The organism is Faecalibacterium sp. Marseille-Q4164, assembly GCF_017377545.1.
GTDB classification, from domain to species: domain Bacteria; phylum Bacillota; class Clostridia; order Oscillospirales; family Ruminococcaceae; genus Faecalibacterium; species Faecalibacterium duncaniae.
This window is the reverse complement of record NZ_JAFREJ010000002.1, coordinates 146,279-163,721: the sequence shown is the minus strand read 5'-3', so window position 1 is coordinate 163,721 and position 17,443 is coordinate 146,279. Positions and strand designations below refer to the sequence as shown.

Here is a 17,443-nt window from a genome sequence, read left to right as displayed (position 1 = left end):
CCCCCATTTTGTGTTATACTATAAATTGAGTTATAATGCAATGGAGGAGACTGACTATGCGTTTACTGGTCATTGACGGCAACAGCATTGCCAACCGTGCCTTTTACGGCATCAAGCTGCTGACCACCAAGGACGGCCGCTATACCAATGCCATCTTCGGCTTTTTGAATATTATGAATTCCCTGCTCCGGGAGTGTGAGCCCGACGAGGTGGCCGTGGCCTTCGATCTGAAGCACCCCACCTTCCGCCACGAAATGTACGACGGCTACAAGGGCACCCGCCACGCCATGCCGGACGAGCTGGCCCAGCAGATGCCCATCCTGAAAGAACTGCTCACCGACCTGGGCTACCGCCAGGTATCGGCAAAAGGCTGGGAGGCCGACGACATTCTGGGCACGCTGGCCGCTGCCTGCGAGGCCCGCAGGGACGACTGCTTTCTGGCCACGGGAGACCGCGACAGCCTGCAGCTGGTGAGTGAGACCACCACCGTGCTGCTGGCCACCAGCGCCATGGGCCGCAGCAAAACGGAGACCATGGATCTGGATGCCATCCACGAAAAGTACGGCATTGAGCCCAAGCAGCTCATCGAGGTGAAGAGCCTGATGGGCGACACCTCCGACAACATCCCGGGTGTGAAGGGCATCGGCGAAAAGACCGCCATGACTCTGGTCAAGAACTTCGGCACCCTGGACAGCGTGTACGACCATCTGGACAGCCCGATCATCAAGCCCCGTCAGCGGGAAAACCTGCTGGCCTGCCGGGAGGATGCCTACCTCAGCCACACGCTGGGCACCATCCGCACCGATGCTCCCATCGACACAGCGGAAGGGGCCTACAAGGTGACCGAGGGCAACAAGCCCGCCGCTGTCCGTCTGATGCAGGAGCTGGAGATCCAGACCCTCATCACCCGGTTTGGACTGGACGGCATCGTCCCGGAACTGGACCCCGACACCCTGCCGGAGGTAGACGCAGCCATTGCGTCCCTGCCCGCAGAGCCTTCCGGCCACTATCTGGTGGCCGCGCGCCCTGCTGTTCTGGGCAAAAAGAGCGCGGTCGTGCAGCCGGAGGCCTGGTACGCCGTGCAAGACACCACCGTGTATCCCCTCTCCGAGGAGGAGCTGGTCTCCCTGCTGGACGACCCTAAGGTGACACTGGATGTATTCGATTCTGCCCCCCTCTACGCCAGAGCCATGGCCGCAGGCAGCTGGGGCAGCAGCATCGTCTGGGACGGCAAGCTGGCCGCCTACCTGCTGGACGCTTCCGCTTCCCACTATCTGCTCACCACCCTTGCCACCAGCTACCATGCAAGGTCAGCGTTCTCCTGTGAGGAGTACCCCGATGCCGGTTTCCTGGCAGACCTGTTCGCCAAAATGAAGGCGGAGATCACCGAAAACGGCGAGGACGATCTCTACAACAACATTGAGTTCCCGCTGGCACAGGTGCTGGCCGATATGACCCGCACCGGCATCCTTGTAGACCGTGAGGGCATCGAAGCCTTCGGCGTGCAGCTGCGGCAGGAGCTGGACCAGGTGCTGACCCGCATCGAGATGGAGGCAGGCACCTCCGATTTCAACCCCAACAGCCCCAAACAGCTGGGCACCCTGCTCTTTGATACCATGGGCCTGCCCCACGGCAAAAAGACGAAGAACGGCTGGTCCACCGATGCCGAAACATTGGAAAAGCTGCGGGACATCCCGCTGGTGGAGGACATTCTCCAGTACCGTGCCTGCCAGAAGCTGAACTCCACCTATGTGGAGGGTCTGCTCAAGGTCATTGGCGAGGATGGCCGCATCCACACCCGTTTCAACCAGACCGAGGCCCGCACCGGGCGGCTCTCCTCTGACAATCCCAACCTGCAGAACATCCCCATCCGCACCGAGATGGGCAGCAAGCTCCGCGCCTACTTTGTGGCAAAGCCCGGCTGCGTGCTGGTGGATGCCGATTACAGCCAGATCGAACTGCGCATCCTGGCCCATGTCACCGGCGACGCACACATGCAGGAGGCGTTCCTCTCCGGTGCCGACATCCACCGCAGCACCGCAGCCAAAATCTACAACATCCGGCCTGAGGATGTCACGCCCCGTCTGCGTTCCAGCGCCAAGGCCATCAACTTTGGCATCATGTACGGCAAGGGCGCTTACAGCCTTTCCAAGGACATCGGCGTGAGCGTCAAGGAGGCAGAGGCCTTCCTGCAGACCTATCTGGCCACCTTCCCCAATATCGACGGTTATATGGAAAAGACCATTGCGGATGCCCGCCAGTGCGGCTACGTTTCCACCCTGTTCGGCCGCCGCCGCGCCCTGCCGGAGCTGAACAGCAACAACCACAACATCCGGGCAAGCGGCGAACGGATGGCCCGCAACACCCCCATTCAGGGCACGGCCGCTGATGTTATCAAGCTGGCCATGGTGCGTGTCTGGCGGCGGCTGCGGAACGAGAAGATGGAAAGCCGCCTGATCCTGACGGTCCACGATGAACTGATCGTGGAAGCCCCGGAAGCAGAGGCCGAAAAGGCCGCGCAGATCCTGCGGGAGGAAATGGAAGGCTGCGTGCACTACGCGGTGCCCCTGAGCACCGATGTGCATACTGGCAAAAACTGGCTGGAGGCCCACTGAACTATGATCGTTTTAGGAATCGAATCCACCTGCGACGAGACCGCCGCATCCCTTGTGGAAGATGGCCGTCGCCTGTTGAGCAACGTCATCTCCACCAGTGTCAAGGAGCAGGCTCTTTATGGCGGCGTGGTCCCTGAGATCGCCAGCCGCCGCCACTGCGAGTTCATCAGCGCCACGGTCAAAAAGGCTCTGCTGGATGCTGGCAAGACCATGGACGATGTGGACGCGGTGGCCGTCACCTTTGCGCCGGGCCTGATCGGCGCAGTGCTGGTGGGCGTGAACTTTGCCAAGGGGCTGGCCTATTCGGCCAACAAGCCGCTGGTTCCGGTGCATCACCTGCGGGGCCACATTGCGGCCCTCTATCTGACCCACCCGGAGCTCAAGCCGCCCTTCCTCTGTCTGGTGGCATCCGGCGGCCACAGCCATATCGTGGAGGTGCAGGACTACACCCACTACCACATTCTGGGCCACACCGTGGACGATGCCGCCGGCGAAGCCTTTGACAAGGTCGCCCGCACCCTGGGTCTGCCCTATCCCGGCGGCCCCAGCGTGGCAAATGCCGCCAAAACAGGCGACCCCAAGGCCTATCGCCTGCCGGTGCCCCATGTGGACGGCAAGTACAACGTCAGCTTCTCCGGCCTGAAAACCGCCGTGCTGAACGAGGTGAACAAGGCCCAGATGAAGAACGAGGAGATCAACGTGCCTGATCTGGCGGCAAGCTTTCAGGAGCGCATTGCGGGTATTCTGGCCGAAAAGCTGCTGCTGGCTGCTGCCGACACCGGGGCAAAGCAGGTCTGTCTGGCGGGCGGTGTGGCCGCCAACGGCCGCCTGCGTCAGCTGGTGAACGATGGTGCCCAGAAGTTGGGGGCCAAGGTCTACCTGCCGGAACTGAAATTCTGCGGCGACAACGGCGCAATGATCGCAGCGCAGGGCTACTACCAGTACATGGCGGGCCACACGGCAGGCCTTGATCTGAACGGTCTGCCCACCCTGCCCATCGACTACGAATAAGCGAAGCAAAACCAAAGCTCCCGGAGCGGTGCGGCATTCAGTGCCATCGTTCCGGGAGCTTTTTGCCCTGCTGCGGGCGCACAACCAAAAAGGCACCCTCGCCTTTCAGCGAGAGTGCCTTTTGTTTCAAGAATAAGAATTCAAGAAAGAACGTTCAGAAGGGATCAAATTACTTGATCTCGACCTTAGCGCCAGCCTCTTCCAGCTTCTTCTTGATGTCCTCAGCCTCAGCCTTGGAAGCCTTCTCCTTGACAGCCTTGGGAGCGCCGTCAACGATAGCCTTTGCTTCCTTCAGGCCCAGACCGGTGATCTCCTTGACCAGCTTGATGACCTGCATCTTGGTAGCGCCAGCCTCAGCCAGGATAACGTCGAACTCGGTCTTCTCTTCCTCAGCGGCAGCAGCAGCGCCAGCAGCAGCGGGAGCAGCAGCAGCAACAGCAGAAACACCGAACTCCTCGCAGTAAGCGTCGATCAGCTCTTTCAGCTCCAGAACGGTCAGGCCCTTGACGGACTCGATGATGGCAGTAATCTTCTCAGAAGCCATGGTAATAACCCTCCAATATCAATGGTTTTTGTTTGTTTCAGTTTTGTGTTAAGCAGCGGTCACGCAGCCATTAGGCAGCGGGCTCCTCCTGCTTGTCGGCGTAGGCCTGCATAGCAACAGCCAGACCGGACAGAGTGCTGGTAAGAGCACCTGCGAACATGGACAGCATACCCTCGCGGTTGGGCAGCTTTGCGATGGCGTTGGTCTCGGCAGCGTCCATGACCTTGCCTTCCATGAAGCCAGCCTTCACGACGAACTTCTTGGACTTATCGCCATCCTGGTACTTGCACAGGATGCGGGCAGCGGACATGGGGTCTTCTTCGTGAGCAAAGGCAACAGCAGTGTCACCCTTGAAGTTCTCAGCCAGGCCCTCCAGGGAGGTACCCTTGACAGCCAGACGCAGCATGGTGTTCTTCACGACCATGTAATCAACGCCTGCCTCACGCAGCTCCTTGCGGAGCTTGGTGTCGTTCTCGACGTTGATACCGCCGTAAGCGACGACGCAGCCGGAAACCGCACTCTCAAACTTTGCCTTCAGATCAGCGACATAAGCCTGCTTTTCAGAAAGAATCTTTGCACTGGGCATTCGGTTTCACCTCATTTCAAAAACTTGTATCGAAAGCCGGAGCAACGAAAAAGCCTCTTTCCCGCACTGTGTCGAGAAAGAGGCATAAAACAACTTTACGCGCGTTTCTCGGCAGGCGGTTTGTACCTTACGCTGGACTCCAGCACCTGCTGTCTCAAAAACAGCATCATTATTTTACCGCAAACGCGCGGTGTTGTCAAGCGCTTTTTTGAATTTTTAAAGATTTTTTCTGTCATCCGTCAGGATGACAGAAAAAACATCAAAGCTTCAAATTAGACACCGTACTTCAGGGTGTTCAGACGGATGCCAGGGCCCATGGTGGTGGCGATGGTAGCGCTCTTGAAGTAGGTACCCTTTGCAGCAGCGGGCTTTGCCTTTGCAATAGCGCTCATCACGGTATCCAGGTTGGTGTACAGCTTCTCAGCGCCAAAGGATGCCTTGCCCACAGGAACGTGGATGATGTTCTGCTTGTCCAGACGGTACTCGATCTTACCAGCCTTAGCCTCGGTAACAGCCTTGCCCAGGTCGGGAGCAACGGTACCGGCCTTGGGGTTGGGCATCAGGCCGCGGGGGCCCAGAACCTTACCAAGACGGCCAACGCGGCCCATCATGTCGGGGGTGGTGACAACAACGTCGAAGTCCATGAAACCGCCGGCGATGCGTGCGATCAGCTCGTCATCACCCACGATGTCAGCGCCGGCTGCCTCAGCAGCAGCGGCAGCAGCGCCCTTAGCAATGGCGCAGACGCGGACAGTCTTGCCGGTGCCGTTGGGCAGAACAACAGCGCCGCGGACCTGCTGGTCAGCGTGGCGGCCGTCAACGCCCAGGCGGACGTGCAGCTCAACGGTCTCGTCGAACTTGGCGGAAGCGGTCTTGCAAGCCAGCTCCAGAGCCTCGTTCATATCATACAGCTTAGAAAAATCGACCTGCTTAGCAGCATCGACATAGTGCTTGCCATGTTTCATTGTATATCCTCCTATGTGGTCATGCGGGCAGTGTTATGCCCTCCCACTGTTTGTGTCTCAGCCCTCGACGGTAACGCCCATGGAGCGGCAGGTGCCACGGACCATGCTGCATGCAGCTTCCAGAGAAGCAGCGTTCAGGTCGGGCATCTTGGTCTTGGCGATCTCTTCCACCTGAGCGGCGGTCAGAGTAGCAACCTTTTCCTTGTTGGGCTTGCCGGAAGCGGTGTTGATGCCAGCAGCCTTCTTGATCAGAACGGCAGCCGGAGGAGTCTTGGTAATGAAGCTGAAGGAGCGGTCAGCGTAAACAGTGATGACGACGGGGATAACATAACCCATCTGGTTCTTGGTACGCTCGTTGAACTCCTTGGTGAAGGCCATGATGTTAACGCCCTTCTGACCCAGAGCAGGGCCAACAGGGGGAGCCGGAGTCGCCTTGCCGGCCTCGATCTGCAGCTTAATGTAGCCAGTAACTTTCTGTGCCATAGTAAATGCACCTCCAAAAATCTGTGGTGAGTTGCGGCGTGGTCTCCCCACGCCTCCCACGAGCGCGTACACGATGCACACGCTCTATAAGAACCGCACTGCGGTCTTACCTTGGTAAACGGATGCCGGTTGGTTACGGCAGCTCGACCTGCGCGATATCCACTTCTGCGGGTGTCTCGCGGCCAAACATGTTGACCTTGAGCTTGACTTTGAAGCTCTCGGTATCGATGCCCTCCACAAGGCCCATAAAGCCTTCCAGCGGGCCGGCGGTGATCTGCACGGTATCGCCGACATTGAAATCGACGGTCAGCGGAGCCGCCTTTTCAACGCCCATCTTCTCCACTTCCTCAGCAGAGAGGGGAACGGGCTTGGATGCGGGACCGACGAAACCGGTGCAGCCGCGCGTGTTGCGCACCACATACCAGGTATCGTCGTTCATGACCATCTTGACCAGAACGTAGCCGGGGAACAGCTTATGCTCCACCATACGCTCCTTGCCGTCCTTGATCTCAGGCACCATCTCGGTAGGAACCTTGATGTCACAGATCAGGTCCTGCAGATGGCGGTTTTCCACCATGGTCTGTAGGTCGTTCGCAACCTTATTCTCGTAACCGGAATAGGTGTGGACTACATACCAAAGGGCCTCATTGGTCTGTTCTTCCATTTTGGTTAAGCCTCCGTTTCAAGATGAATCATGCGCCGATGATCAGGCCCAGGATGCCGCCGAAAATGGCATCCAGCGCGATCATCACGACGGCTGCGATCGCCACGGTCACGAGCACGACGATGGTGTTGGTCTTAACGTCCGCCTTAGACGGCCACACGACCTTCTTCAGTTCGCTCTTCGTGTCGCGGAAGAACTTGGCGATGTTTGCGCCAAAGCCCTTCATTCTGGCTACAAAGCCCGGCTTTTTCTCGGTTTTGTCTGCCATGATGCGTCCGCCTTTCTTACTTCGTCTCGCGGTGAACCGTGTGCTTCTTGCAGAAACGGCAGTACTTCTTCATCTCAAGACGATCGGGGTTGTTCTTCTTGTTTTTCGTGGTGTTGTAGTTGCGCTGCTTGCACTCGGTGCAGGCCAGAGTGATTTTAACGGTCATTTGTTGACACCTCCATTATAACGGTTGTTTTGAACCTCCCTCGGCTTGCGGTGCACGCCCTAAAAACAGGGCGCACTTAATAACCCCGCAAAAGAGGTGATATCATTGTATCACGCGTTTTGCCATCCGTCAAGCGGATTTTTTGCGTTTTTTGAGACTTTTTTGAATTTTTTCTCTCCTGCCTGTTTTGGCCTACGCCTTGAATCCGCCGCATAGATATAGTATAATAAAGTGTCTATATCTGCTTATAGAAAATCCGGCCCCGGGCAAAGCGCCCCTTCCGGCCATAAGATCAGGAGAGATCATGATGCAATCTGAAGATAAACTCTGTGTCGTCGTGCTGTTTGGCGGCATGTCCAGCGAGCACGAGGTCAGCCGCGTGTCCGCCGGTACCTTTGTGGACAACCTGGACCGCGCCCGCTACGAGGTGCTGACCGTGGGCATCACCCGGGAGGGCCGCTGGCTGTGCACCGAGGCCACCAGCGCCCAGATGGCCGACGGCAGCTGGGAAGAGCTGCCCGGCAACATGCCCTGCGTCATCAGCCCCGACCGCGCCGACCACGGCATGATCCTGTTCACCCCGTCCGGTCAGGTGGAAAAGCTGCACGTGGATGTGGTCATTCCCGCGCTCCACGGCCTGTGGGGCGAGGACGGCACCGTGCAGGGCCTGCTGGAGCTGGCCGGCATCCCCTATGTGGGCTGCGGCGTGCTGGCAAGCGCTGTCTGCATGGACAAGGCCGTGGCCAACGCCCTGTTCGATGCAGCCGGTATTCCCCACACCAAGTGGCTGAGCGCCTGCCGCTGGGAGATCGAGAGCGACCTGGACGGCGTGTGTGACGGTGCCATTGCCAAGCTGGGCTGGCCCATCTTCGTCAAGCCTGCCAACGCCGGTTCCAGCGTGGGCATCACCAAGGCCCACGACCGGGATGAGCTCAAGCAGGCCATTGCACTGGCCCTTGAAAACGACCACAAGGTGGTGTTCGAGGCCTTTGTGGACGGCCACGAGGTCGAGTGCGCCGTCATCGGCTCTGACCCTGCCGTGGCCACCCGCCCGGGTGAGATCCTGGCCGGTGCCGAGTTCTACACCTATGACGACAAGTACAAGAACGGGGTCAGCCAGGTGGTCATCCCGGCCAGACTCAGCGAGGAAAAGCTGGACGAGGTCAAAACCTACGCCGCCATGGCCTACACCGCCCTGAACTGCGAGGGCCTGGCCCGCTGCGACTTCTTTGTAGAGCACGGCACCAATCGGGTGATGATCAACGAGATCAATACCTTCCCCGGCTTCACCCCCATCAGCATGTACCCCAAGCTCATGGAGCACGAGGGCACCCCCGTGCCCGCCCTGATCGATCACCTGATCGAACTTGCGCTGGAAAGGACGGAAAAGCAGCATGGATAACCGCCCCATCGGCGTATTTGACAGCGGCCTGGGCGGCCTGACCGGTGTGCGGGAGCTGCGCAGGCGGCTGCCCCACGAAAACATCGTCTACTTTGGCGACACCGGCCGGGTGCCCTACGGCAGCCGCAGCCCGGAGACCATCCTGCAATATGCCCGGCAGGACATCGCTTTCCTGCTCTCCAAGGATGTCAAGTGCATCATGGCGGCCTGCGGCACGGTGTCCAGCACCTACCCCGCCGCTGAGGCCGAAAAGCTCCCGGTGCCCTATCTGGGCGTGGTGGATGCCGCCGCCCGGGAGGCGGCCTTTTCCACCCGGAACCGGCGCATCGGTGTCATCGGCACTGCGGCCACCATCCGTTCCCGCAGCTATGAGGCGCTTCTGCGCAGGCTGGTACCCGGTGTGGAGATCACCGCCCGTCCCTGCCCGCTCTTTGTGCCGCTGGTGGAAGCGGGCTATGTGGATCACAGCGCTCCGGACAAGCAGGAGATCACCAAGCTGGTCATTGCCCAGTACCTGACGGAGATCCGGGATGCCGGGGTGGACACCCTGATCCTGGGCTGCACCCACTATCCCCTGATCAAGACCATGATCGGTGAGTTCATGGGCCGGAACGTGGTGCTGGTGGACCCGGCCAAGACTGCCGCCCACCATCTGGAGCGCATCCTGAGCGAACGGGGGCTCAAGGCCGACCACCCCGCCGGGCAGGCCCATTTCTATGTCAGTGACGCGCCGGACGGGTTCGTGCAGACAGCCGACCTGTTCCTGGGCGAGTACAAAGGCGGCGAGGTGGAGCAGATTGCCATTGACAAATATTAAAGTGAAGGAACACAAAACTGTGAGCACTGCACACAACGAAGATTACCGCATCCTGATTCGAAGCGTCTCGGAGCAGTTCGAGCACACGGAGCCCCTCCCCGCTGAGGAGACAGACAAGATCGAGCTGATGACCTATGGCAGCTTCCTGAAAAAAGCCGGTTCCTATTATATTAGCTATAAGGAGACGGAGACCATCGGCTTTGCAGGCTGCACCACCACCATCAAGATTGCCGAGGACGGCAGCCGGGTGGCCCTGCTCCGCTTTGGCAAGGTCAGCACCCAGCTGGTCATTCAGCGGGATTACCGGAACATCTGCTACTACGAGACCGAGGTCGGCCCCATTACGCTGGGCGTAACCGGCGACGGCATCGCGTGCGACCTCTCGGAGCCTGCGGGCGGCACGGCAAAGTTCAGCTATCTACTGGATGCCGATGACCCCACGGCGCTCATCAATCGGACAACGCTTGAGATCCAGGTCGAAAAGGTAAAGTAAGAGAACAATGGATAGGATTCTCTTTCAACACAACCTCTCCGTCAATGCGTATGCGAAACTGAGAGGTTGTACAAAGACGAGACCTGTCCAAAACAATTATCCTAATGAAAGGGACATTTTAATGACAGACTTTGAAAAGACCTATCAGAACTACAACCCCCGGGCAGCGGCACTGGCCGAGGCCCGCGCTCTGCTGACTGAGGCTGCCAAGGCCGCCATGGCCGACGGCACTCTGGCCGAGGCCGAGCTGCCCGCTTTTATCGTGGAGATCCCTGCCGACACCAAGAACGGTGACATCGCTTCCAATCTGGCCATGGCCGGTGCCCGCACCTGGCGCAAGGCCCCCAAGATGATTGCCGATGCCCTTCTGGCCCATCTGCCTTCCATCGAGCACAGCGTGTTTGCCAAGGTGGAAGTGGCCGGCCCCGGCTTCATCAACCTGTTCCTCGCGCCCTCCTTCTGGGCCAGCGTGGTGCTGGGTGCCTGCTCCAACAAGGAGTACGGCCGCACCGACCACGGCAAGGGTGCCAAGTACAATGTGGAGTTCGTTTCTGCCAACCCCACCGGCCCCATGCACATGGGCAACGCCCGCGGCGGCGCTCTGGGCGACTGCCTGGCCGCTGTGCTGGACTGGTCCGGCTATGATGTGACCCGTGAGTTCTACATCAACGATGCAGGCAATCAGATTCAGAAGTTTGGCAAAAGCCTGGCCGTCCGTTACCTGCAGCAGTTCTGCGGCGAGGAAACCTATCCCCTGCCCGCTGAGTGCTATCAGGGCGGCGACATCAAGGTGCTGGCCGGTGAGTTTGCCGAGATCAACGGCGACAAGTACGTTGCAGCCTGCTCTGGGCTGGACGAAGAGGCCCTCTTTGCCAGCGAAGCCTTTGAGACCCTGAAGAACGCTCTGGTGGATTACGCCCTGCCCAAGAACATTGCTGCCCTCAAGCGCGACCTGGGCAAGTACCGCATCGATTACGATGTCTGGTTCCACGAGAGCACCCTGCACGAATCCGGCGCTGTCCTGGATGTTGTGAACAAGCTGCTGGAGTTGGGTGCCTGCTACAAGGCCGAGGATGGTGCCATCATGTACCGCAGCGCCCAGTATGCTGCCAAGTACGGCACCGTGAACAAGAAAAAGACCGAGGATGGCACCGAGGAGGAAGCCAAGGACGAAGTCCTCGTCCGCGCAAACGGCATCCCCACCTACTTCGCCGCCGACATTGCCTACCACTACAACAAGCTGGCCACCCGCGGCTTTGCCAAGGCCATTGATGTCTGGGGTGCCGACCATCACGGCCACGTTGCCCGCATGAAGGGTGCCATGGATGCCATCGGCCTGAATGGCAACGACCTGGATGTTGTGCTGATGCAGATGGTCAACCTGATGCGTGACGGTCAACCTGTCCGGATGTCCAAGCGCACCGGCAACGCCATCACCCTGACCGACCTGCTGGAGGAAGTGCCCATCGACAGCGCACGCTTCCTGTTCAACATGCACGATGCAGGCAGCGGTATCGACTTTGACCTGGACCAGGCCGTCAAGACCGACAACGACAACCCCGTGTACTATGTCCAGTACGCACACGCCCGCATCTGCTCCATCCTCAAGAAGATGGAGAGCGAGGGCGTGGCCTTTGCCGGTGCCGAGCAGGTAGATGCCACCCTGCTGACCGACCCCAGCGAGATGGACCTGATCCGGATGCTGGCCGCCTTCCCGCAGGAGATCGTTATGGCTGCCGAGAAGTACGACCCCAGCCGCATCAACCGCTTTGTCATTGATCTGGCAAGCGCCTTCCACCGCTTCTACGGCAACTGCCGCATCCAGGGTGCAGATCCCGCCGTGCAGCAGGCCCGCCTGGCCCTGTGCATCGGTGTGAAGAACGTTATCTTCAATGTGCTGACCATGTTCAAGATCAACGTCCCCGAAAAAATGTAAAAGAGAATGAGAAGGGGCTGTTGCAAAACAGTGCCAATGAAAAGATGAGATAGACTTCCCCGAAAGGGGTTGCCTATCTCATTTTTTTATTGTATGCTGAGCCTTCCATGAACCTGCTGCAACAGGCTCCAGGAAAACTCTGCACGTACCAATCACTCCCCCAATGCCCGTGAATCCCTGATTGGGAAGTGCGCAAAGGCCCATATATATCACAGGACTCGGTTCTTTTTGTATCTCCCGTATAAAAAAACTCTCTGTTTTTGTGTTCTCTCACAAAGCATGTCCTATTATATTGACTTTATATTTTCATCTACTGTAAAATATTTTGTGTAAAGCGTCATATGCATTCGCATTATGACGCACATCGGACAAGTCTTTTACGAAATGCAAAGGAGGATTTTCTTATGAAAAAGCGTCTACTCAGCTTATTTCTGACATTCAGTATGCTGCTGACCTTTTTCCCTGTGGGCACTGTCACTGTTTTTGCAAGCGATTCCCCTATGGCATATACAGATGGTTCTTATCAGTTTATCCTCAATGCTGACAATACTGCAACAATAACAAAGTATATGGGCAATGAACATAGGATCACGATCCCTGCTCATGTAACACAAGATGCTCAAACATATCCTGTATCAAAAATCGGAGACCGGGTGTTCTCCAATTACAGAAACGTCCTGATAAGTGTCCAGATCCCCGACACTGTAACAGAAATTGGCGACAATGCTTTTTATAATCGCACTTCACTGAAAAGCGTTACCATTCAGGACAATAAAACATCCCGCGTAAAAAAGATTGGCCGCCAGGCCTTTATGTTTTGCAGCGAATTGACAGATATTCCCATTCTTGATTCTGTAACAGAGATCGGCTCTGAGGCTTTTCATCAATGCGAAAAATTAGATACTGTCACCATTCCAGAGGGTGTAACATCCGTTGCAGACGGCATGTTCAGTTATTGTTACAGCTTGCACACCGTTACTCTTCCAGACAGCGTAACTGCCATTGAAGAGCGGGCTTTTACCGGAACTGCATTGACTCAAATTCATATTCCTGCCAAAGTGACACGGATCGGAACTAATGCATTTTCCGAATGTTTCGCTCTCTCAACGATCACATCAGACAGCGAAAGCTATCCGGCAATAGACAATGTGTTGTACGAAAAATCAGCAAATGGCGATTACGCCTTAATTCGTTATCCTTCTCAAAGGGAAGATCCTGCTTTCAAAATACCCAATGGTGTGGCACGAATTGAAACTCATGCTTTTGACTCTTGTGCGTATCTGGCATCTGTGAAGATGCCAGACTCCGTGGTCTCTATTGGAACCGGTGCCTTTATGAATTGTCCAGCTCTGCAAGACATTGAATTTTCAAGCAGGATAACGGAACTTCCGGAATCAGTTTTTGCAGGTTGTATCAGTTTAAAGAGCATCGATATCCCGGAGGGTATAACACAGATCCTCGATGATGCTTTTGCTGGCTGCGAGCAGCTCGAACGGATCGCGATTCCCAGCAGTGTAACCAAAATTCCCGAGTCAGCATTTTCCAATTGCACAGCATTGAATAACATAGAGTATTCAGGCTCTCGTTCTCAATGGAACGCTATTTCCACGGATTCCGGCCTACAAAATCTCCCTGTAGCACCTGGTTCTATTGATGTTACGGTAACCAGCGACATCCGTACCGTTACCGCCAAAGTTGATGGCAGCAGCGTTCCCATCAACGATGGCAAATTCATTGTCACGATTGGTAAAACAGTGGAATTGACCGTCGGCGATCCTCAATACAGAGATCGTTATACCTGGGCAGGGGGCAGCGGCACTGTGAGTGCAGACAATACCACCTATACTTTTGTTGCAGGTCGCGATGATACAGCCGTAACTCTGACCACTGTCGAACACACAAATTATGACACCGGTGATTTCATCATCAGCGGTCTAGCGGACTATTCCTATGGGGACAATATCGATATCAGGATCGAGCCCAAGGATACACGCATCACAGATTACATTGTAAGATATGTCAGGAACGCAGGCACCTCAAATGAAGAAGAATTCAATGAGCTTCCAAAAGATGCCGGAACATACACCCTGCGAATCATTCAGGGTGATACCGTCCGAATCGACATTCCGGAAAAGATCACGATCCACCCCGTTACCATCACCAATGATACTTTCCAGAACGAACTCACTGTCACCCTTCCAGCAGATGCTGTGGAAGAGGAAGGAAATGATCATACGGCCACAGTGACTGTCCGGGCGGACAGCAGGCTGAATGCTCTTTTACAATCTGACGAGATCAAACTTGAGCTTGTCTATCTCAACGATATGGGAGAAGAAGTCGTTGCCCCCACAAAAGCAGGCAGGTATACCGTAAAGGTAAAGATCCATTCCAATAGTCCCAATCTGATCTCTGCCATCGTGGACGGAGGCACGTTTGAAATTCGCCAAAAAGCTGCTTCCATTGTTCCCACTGCAGATCTCTATCTCCTGACCATTAAGAATGCTGACGTTTTTATTGAGCATGATGGCGAGGAGATCCATGCTGGGAGAAACGAGATTGGTGATCTGGTTGCAAAGGTGCCTGAAAACGCCAGTGTAACTGTCACCTACATCAGCCAGAGCGATGCCATTGCGTTCGATCAATGGTTGGTCAGCGGTTTGGACGATTCGACCGATGTCAAACAAAATCCATTGCGCTTTCAAATGCCCGCAGGTGAAAAGGGCGTAACAATGGAAGCCATGACAAAAGATGCTTCCATCGAAGATGGTGGTTCTGGCATTCTGGGCACCGTTATGGTCATTGGTGCTGCCGCCGTGCTGACATGGCAGGGCTGCCGAATCGGCATGGAGCTTTATCTGAAGCGTATTCTCCCCGATGGCGCAGCGATTCCCGCCAATGCCACCGAACTTGCCGAACTGGTGTGGGTTGATGCCGGCAAGCCTGCTCCCGCTGCTGCGTTGGACAACGATGCCACTGACGCACAGAAGGCTCTCACCTGGGCCTCTGAGAACCAGCTGCTTCCTTCCAATAAAACTGCAGATGCTTCTGTAAGTTACTGGGAAGTGATCCAGATCTGGCGCAAGGCGCAGACACTCAAGAACTAGCCCCTGGCAGGCAGAAAGCCCCCTGACGATTACACTGTCAAGGGGGCTTCCTGCTGTTTATTGGTGAACCCAATAGAGTGTTCACGATCTTCTTCGTCTTTTTATGATGTACACCACCGGCCTGAAAGTCATGGGCACCTTCTCTTTTTACCGCTTCGCGTGGCGCTCGCCCATGGGGATGACATCACAAAAGACGCACCGGCTCTTGGTGGAAAGGGCCACATCCTTGTGGTAGCAGCCAAAGAACCACTTTTCGTAGGTCAGCTTCAGCAGAACCTTATCAAGAAACAGGTGCAGGCGGTTGGATTCGCCCACCGCGAGAGAAGTAAAATCAAGGAATCTGCTTGGGGCATCGTGGGTCAGCACATAATCTACCTGCCAGCCGTTTGCTTCGAGATTGGTCTCACAGGCGGCGTATTCCTCATCGCTGGGCATCTCCTGCGGCCACCAGTTGTATCCGGCCTCCCGCTCTTCCTTGTCGGGGCTCTCGGTGCCGCCGAAGCAGAGATATTTCTTTCCCTCCAGCTCCAGCACGCTGCCACGGCAGACATGGTACACATTGCCGCCCAAAGCCTGGACCCTGCCGCCAAACCGCTCCTCGACGGGGTACTGGCCCAGCAGGTCGTAATTCTCGTGGGCACCATCAAGGAAAAGCAGGGTATAAGGGCGCTTGCGCAGCCAGTCGAGCTTTTTCTGTTCCTCCTTGCTGCCATCCCACACAAAGCCGAAATCGCCCAGCACCACCACAATGTCCCGTTTGCCCAGCCAGCGGAGCCTGCCGTGCTTGAAACGGTCAAGCTCGCCGTGGGTGTCGCCTGTCAGATATACCATAGTCCCCTCCTGCCGCTTTGTGAAACCGTGGCAAAACCCTTGTCTCTGCGCGGCAAACCTGTTATTATTAAAGGAGCGAATCTTTGTTCGCCATTCTTTGTCATTTCCGGGCGCAGCGCCCGTATTTTATATATTATCGCTTTTTGAAGGAATTGTCCACATGAAACGTATTTTTGCACTGCTTTTATCCCTTGCCGTCCTGTTCAGCTGCCTTGCCGTGACGGCCGGAGCCATGTTCGACCCCAGCACGGTCTACGATGTCAAGGCCCAGAGCGCCTATATCGTGAACACCGACACCAACATCATCGTCTATGAAAAAGACAGCGAGAAGCAGGTGTCCGCCGGGGGCCTGACGAAATATATGACCATTGCGCTGGTGCTAACCAACTATGCCGACCAGCTGGACAGCACGTTCACGATGCCCTTTGCCATCTCGGACTATGTCCACAGCACCGACAATGCCGACATGCGCTCGGGCGAGACCTTTACCTACCGGGAAGCCCTTTACGCCATGGTGACGCGCAACGCCAATGAGGCCGCCATGGGTCTGGCCTACGAGCTCTCGGGCGGCGACCTGGCGGGTTGGGTGAGCCAGATGAACACCCTCTCCCAGCGCATCGGCACCACCAACAGCACCTGGACAGATGCCTGCGGGCTGGACAGCGGCAACACCACCACCGCCGTGGACATGTACCTGATCCTGCGCTACCTGATGAGCTTTGATGCCTTCAAGGAGATCTCCGCTGCCCCCACCTTCACGATGCCGGCCAAGGAAAAGCACGCCAAGAGCTTTGTGCTGCTGAGCCAGAACGTGGCCCTGAACAAGACCAGCGGCGGCAGGTTCTACCGCAGCGCCATGCAGGGCGGCATGTGCGACGTGATGGCCTACAAGAACGACAGCGGCGATCAGAGCTATGTCTCGTGGGCCAACAAGGACGGGGCCACCTACATCTTCTGCATCATGCAAAGCCCCGACACCTGCGATGATTACGGCTATTCCAACCGCCGCCCGGCGCTGTACGAGACCACCAAGCTCATCGACTGGGTGTTCGAGAGCTTTTCCATCCAGGCCGCGCTGGACACCGACCAGGCACTGGCGGAGATCCCGGTCAAATACTCCTCCGATACCGACACCCTGCAGCTCTACCCCGCCGACAGCATGATGACCCTGCTGCCCTCCACGGGGGATGGCTCGGTGACGCAGAAATATTTCCACCTGCCCGATTACGCCACGGCCCCCATCCAGCAGGGCGACGTGGTGGGCACTGTGGAGCTCAAGCTGGCAGGCGAGACCATCGGCGTGGTGAACCTCATTGCCGGGCAGGATGTCCACCAGAACGCATTGCTTTTCACGGTCTCCAAGGTACAGGCCTTCTTCCACAGCCTGTATCTCAAGGTGGTTATCGTCCTCTCCCTGCTCACTCTGGCGGTCTACGGCCTGTGGGTGTTCATCAACCTGTGGAACGGGCGCAGACCGAACCGAAAGATCCATAGAAGATAAACCCCACCGTCATCCCTACGGGATGCCACCGCCCCTGGTAGGGGCGGCCTTGGCAAA

At 56.8% G+C, this 17,443-nt stretch carries 16 protein-coding genes and 1 other annotated feature; of the genes, 8 read left to right on the top strand and 8 right to left on the bottom strand.

Features of this window, described 5'->3' with window-relative positions:
• Positions 1-56: 56 nt before the first annotated feature.
• Both polA and tsaD read left to right on the top strand, forming a co-directional pair.
• Positions 57-2,615, top strand: a complete 2,559-nt coding sequence (polA, locus tag J3352_RS03870; RefSeq protein ID WP_035393680.1) for a DNA polymerase I — start codon at positions 57-59, stop codon at positions 2,613-2,615.
• 3 nt (positions 2,616-2,618) lie between these two features.
• A complete protein-coding gene (gene tsaD, locus J3352_RS03865; protein ID WP_005931163.1) occupies positions 2,619-3,626 on the top strand; it encodes a tRNA (adenosine(37)-N6)-threonylcarbamoyltransferase complex transferase subunit TsaD in 1,008 nt (335 codons plus the stop codon).
• Between the two features lie 169 nt (positions 3,627-3,795).
• Here tsaD and rplL read toward each other — a convergent pair whose 3' ends face one another.
• The 7 genes from rplL to rpmG form a co-directional block, all read right to left on the bottom strand.
• Positions 3,796-4,170 (bottom strand): 50S ribosomal protein L7/L12, encoded by a 375-nt coding sequence (gene rplL / locus J3352_RS03860; RefSeq protein ID WP_005931165.1) that lies wholly within the window; start codon positions 4,168-4,170, stop codon positions 3,796-3,798.
• A gap of 70 nt (positions 4,171-4,240) precedes the next feature.
• A complete protein-coding gene (rplJ, locus tag J3352_RS03855; protein ID WP_005931168.1) occupies positions 4,241-4,756 on the bottom strand; it encodes a 50S ribosomal protein L10 in 516 nt (171 codons plus the stop codon).
• Between the two features lie 37 nt (positions 4,757-4,793).
• Positions 4,794-4,933, bottom strand: a sequence feature (ribosomal protein L10 leader region).
• A 95-nt stretch (positions 4,934-5,028) separates the two neighbouring features.
• The gene (gene rplA / locus J3352_RS03850) at positions 5,029-5,721 is read right to left on the bottom strand and encodes a 50S ribosomal protein L1 (RefSeq protein ID WP_005931176.1); all 693 of its coding nucleotides are present in this window, start codon (positions 5,719-5,721) and stop codon (positions 5,029-5,031) included.
• A 57-nt stretch (positions 5,722-5,778) separates the two neighbouring features.
• The gene (gene rplK / locus J3352_RS03845; protein ID WP_005931181.1) at positions 5,779-6,204 is read right to left on the bottom strand and encodes a 50S ribosomal protein L11; all 426 of its coding nucleotides are present in this window, start codon (positions 6,202-6,204) and stop codon (positions 5,779-5,781) included.
• Between the two features lie 133 nt (positions 6,205-6,337).
• Entirely contained in the window at positions 6,338-6,868 is a 531-nt protein-coding gene (gene nusG, locus J3352_RS03840; protein ID WP_005931184.1) for a transcription termination/antitermination protein NusG, read from the bottom strand.
• Positions 6,869-6,896: 28 nt separating this feature from the next.
• On the bottom strand, positions 6,897-7,136 hold the full coding sequence (gene secE / locus J3352_RS03835; RefSeq protein ID WP_005931188.1) for a preprotein translocase subunit SecE: 240 nt from the start codon (positions 7,134-7,136) through the stop codon (positions 6,897-6,899).
• 16 nt (positions 7,137-7,152) lie between these two features.
• A complete protein-coding gene (gene rpmG / locus J3352_RS03830; RefSeq protein WP_005920501.1) occupies positions 7,153-7,302 on the bottom strand; it encodes a 50S ribosomal protein L33 in 150 nt (49 codons plus the stop codon).
• Between the two features lie 307 nt (positions 7,303-7,609).
• Here rpmG and J3352_RS03825 point away from each other — a divergent pair, with 307 nt between their 5' ends.
• The 5 genes from J3352_RS03825 (at position 7,610) to J3352_RS03805 (ending at position 15,054) form a co-directional block, all read left to right on the top strand.
• On the top strand, positions 7,610-8,704 hold the full coding sequence (locus J3352_RS03825) for a D-alanine--D-alanine ligase family protein (RefSeq protein WP_097773558.1): 1,095 nt from the start codon (positions 7,610-7,612) through the stop codon (positions 8,702-8,704).
• Positions 8,697-9,521: a glutamate racemase gene (gene murI, locus J3352_RS03820; RefSeq protein ID WP_005931199.1), complete on the top strand. Its 825-nt coding sequence runs from the start codon at positions 8,697-8,699 to the stop codon at positions 9,519-9,521. The genes J3352_RS03825 and murI overlap by 8 nt, the downstream gene beginning before the upstream one ends.
• A gap of 19 nt (positions 9,522-9,540) precedes the next feature.
• Positions 9,541-10,014 (top strand): DUF1934 domain-containing protein, encoded by a 474-nt coding sequence (locus tag J3352_RS03815; RefSeq protein ID WP_243137857.1) that lies wholly within the window; start codon positions 9,541-9,543, stop codon positions 10,012-10,014.
• A gap of 121 nt (positions 10,015-10,135) precedes the next feature.
• Complete coding sequence (gene argS / locus J3352_RS03810) at positions 10,136-11,950, top strand: arginine--tRNA ligase (RefSeq protein WP_156065561.1); 1,815 nt, start codon at positions 10,136-10,138, stop codon at positions 11,948-11,950.
• Between the two features lie 404 nt (positions 11,951-12,354).
• Positions 12,355-15,054 (top strand): leucine-rich repeat domain-containing protein, encoded by a 2,700-nt coding sequence (locus tag J3352_RS03805; protein ID WP_207700491.1) that lies wholly within the window; start codon positions 12,355-12,357, stop codon positions 15,052-15,054.
• Between the two features lie 147 nt (positions 15,055-15,201).
• On the opposite strand, the gene J3352_RS03800 is transcribed toward J3352_RS03805, so the two are convergent.
• Positions 15,202-15,885, bottom strand: coding sequence for a metallophosphoesterase (locus J3352_RS03800; RefSeq protein ID WP_097773554.1), 684 nt, complete (start codon positions 15,883-15,885; stop codon positions 15,202-15,204).
• A gap of 160 nt (positions 15,886-16,045) precedes the next feature.
• On the opposite strand from J3352_RS03800, the gene J3352_RS03795 reads away from it, so the two are divergent.
• The gene (locus tag J3352_RS03795) at positions 16,046-17,386 is read left to right on the top strand and encodes a D-alanyl-D-alanine carboxypeptidase family protein (RefSeq protein ID WP_097773553.1); all 1,341 of its coding nucleotides are present in this window, start codon (positions 16,046-16,048) and stop codon (positions 17,384-17,386) included.
• Positions 17,387-17,443: the final 57 nt, after the last annotated feature.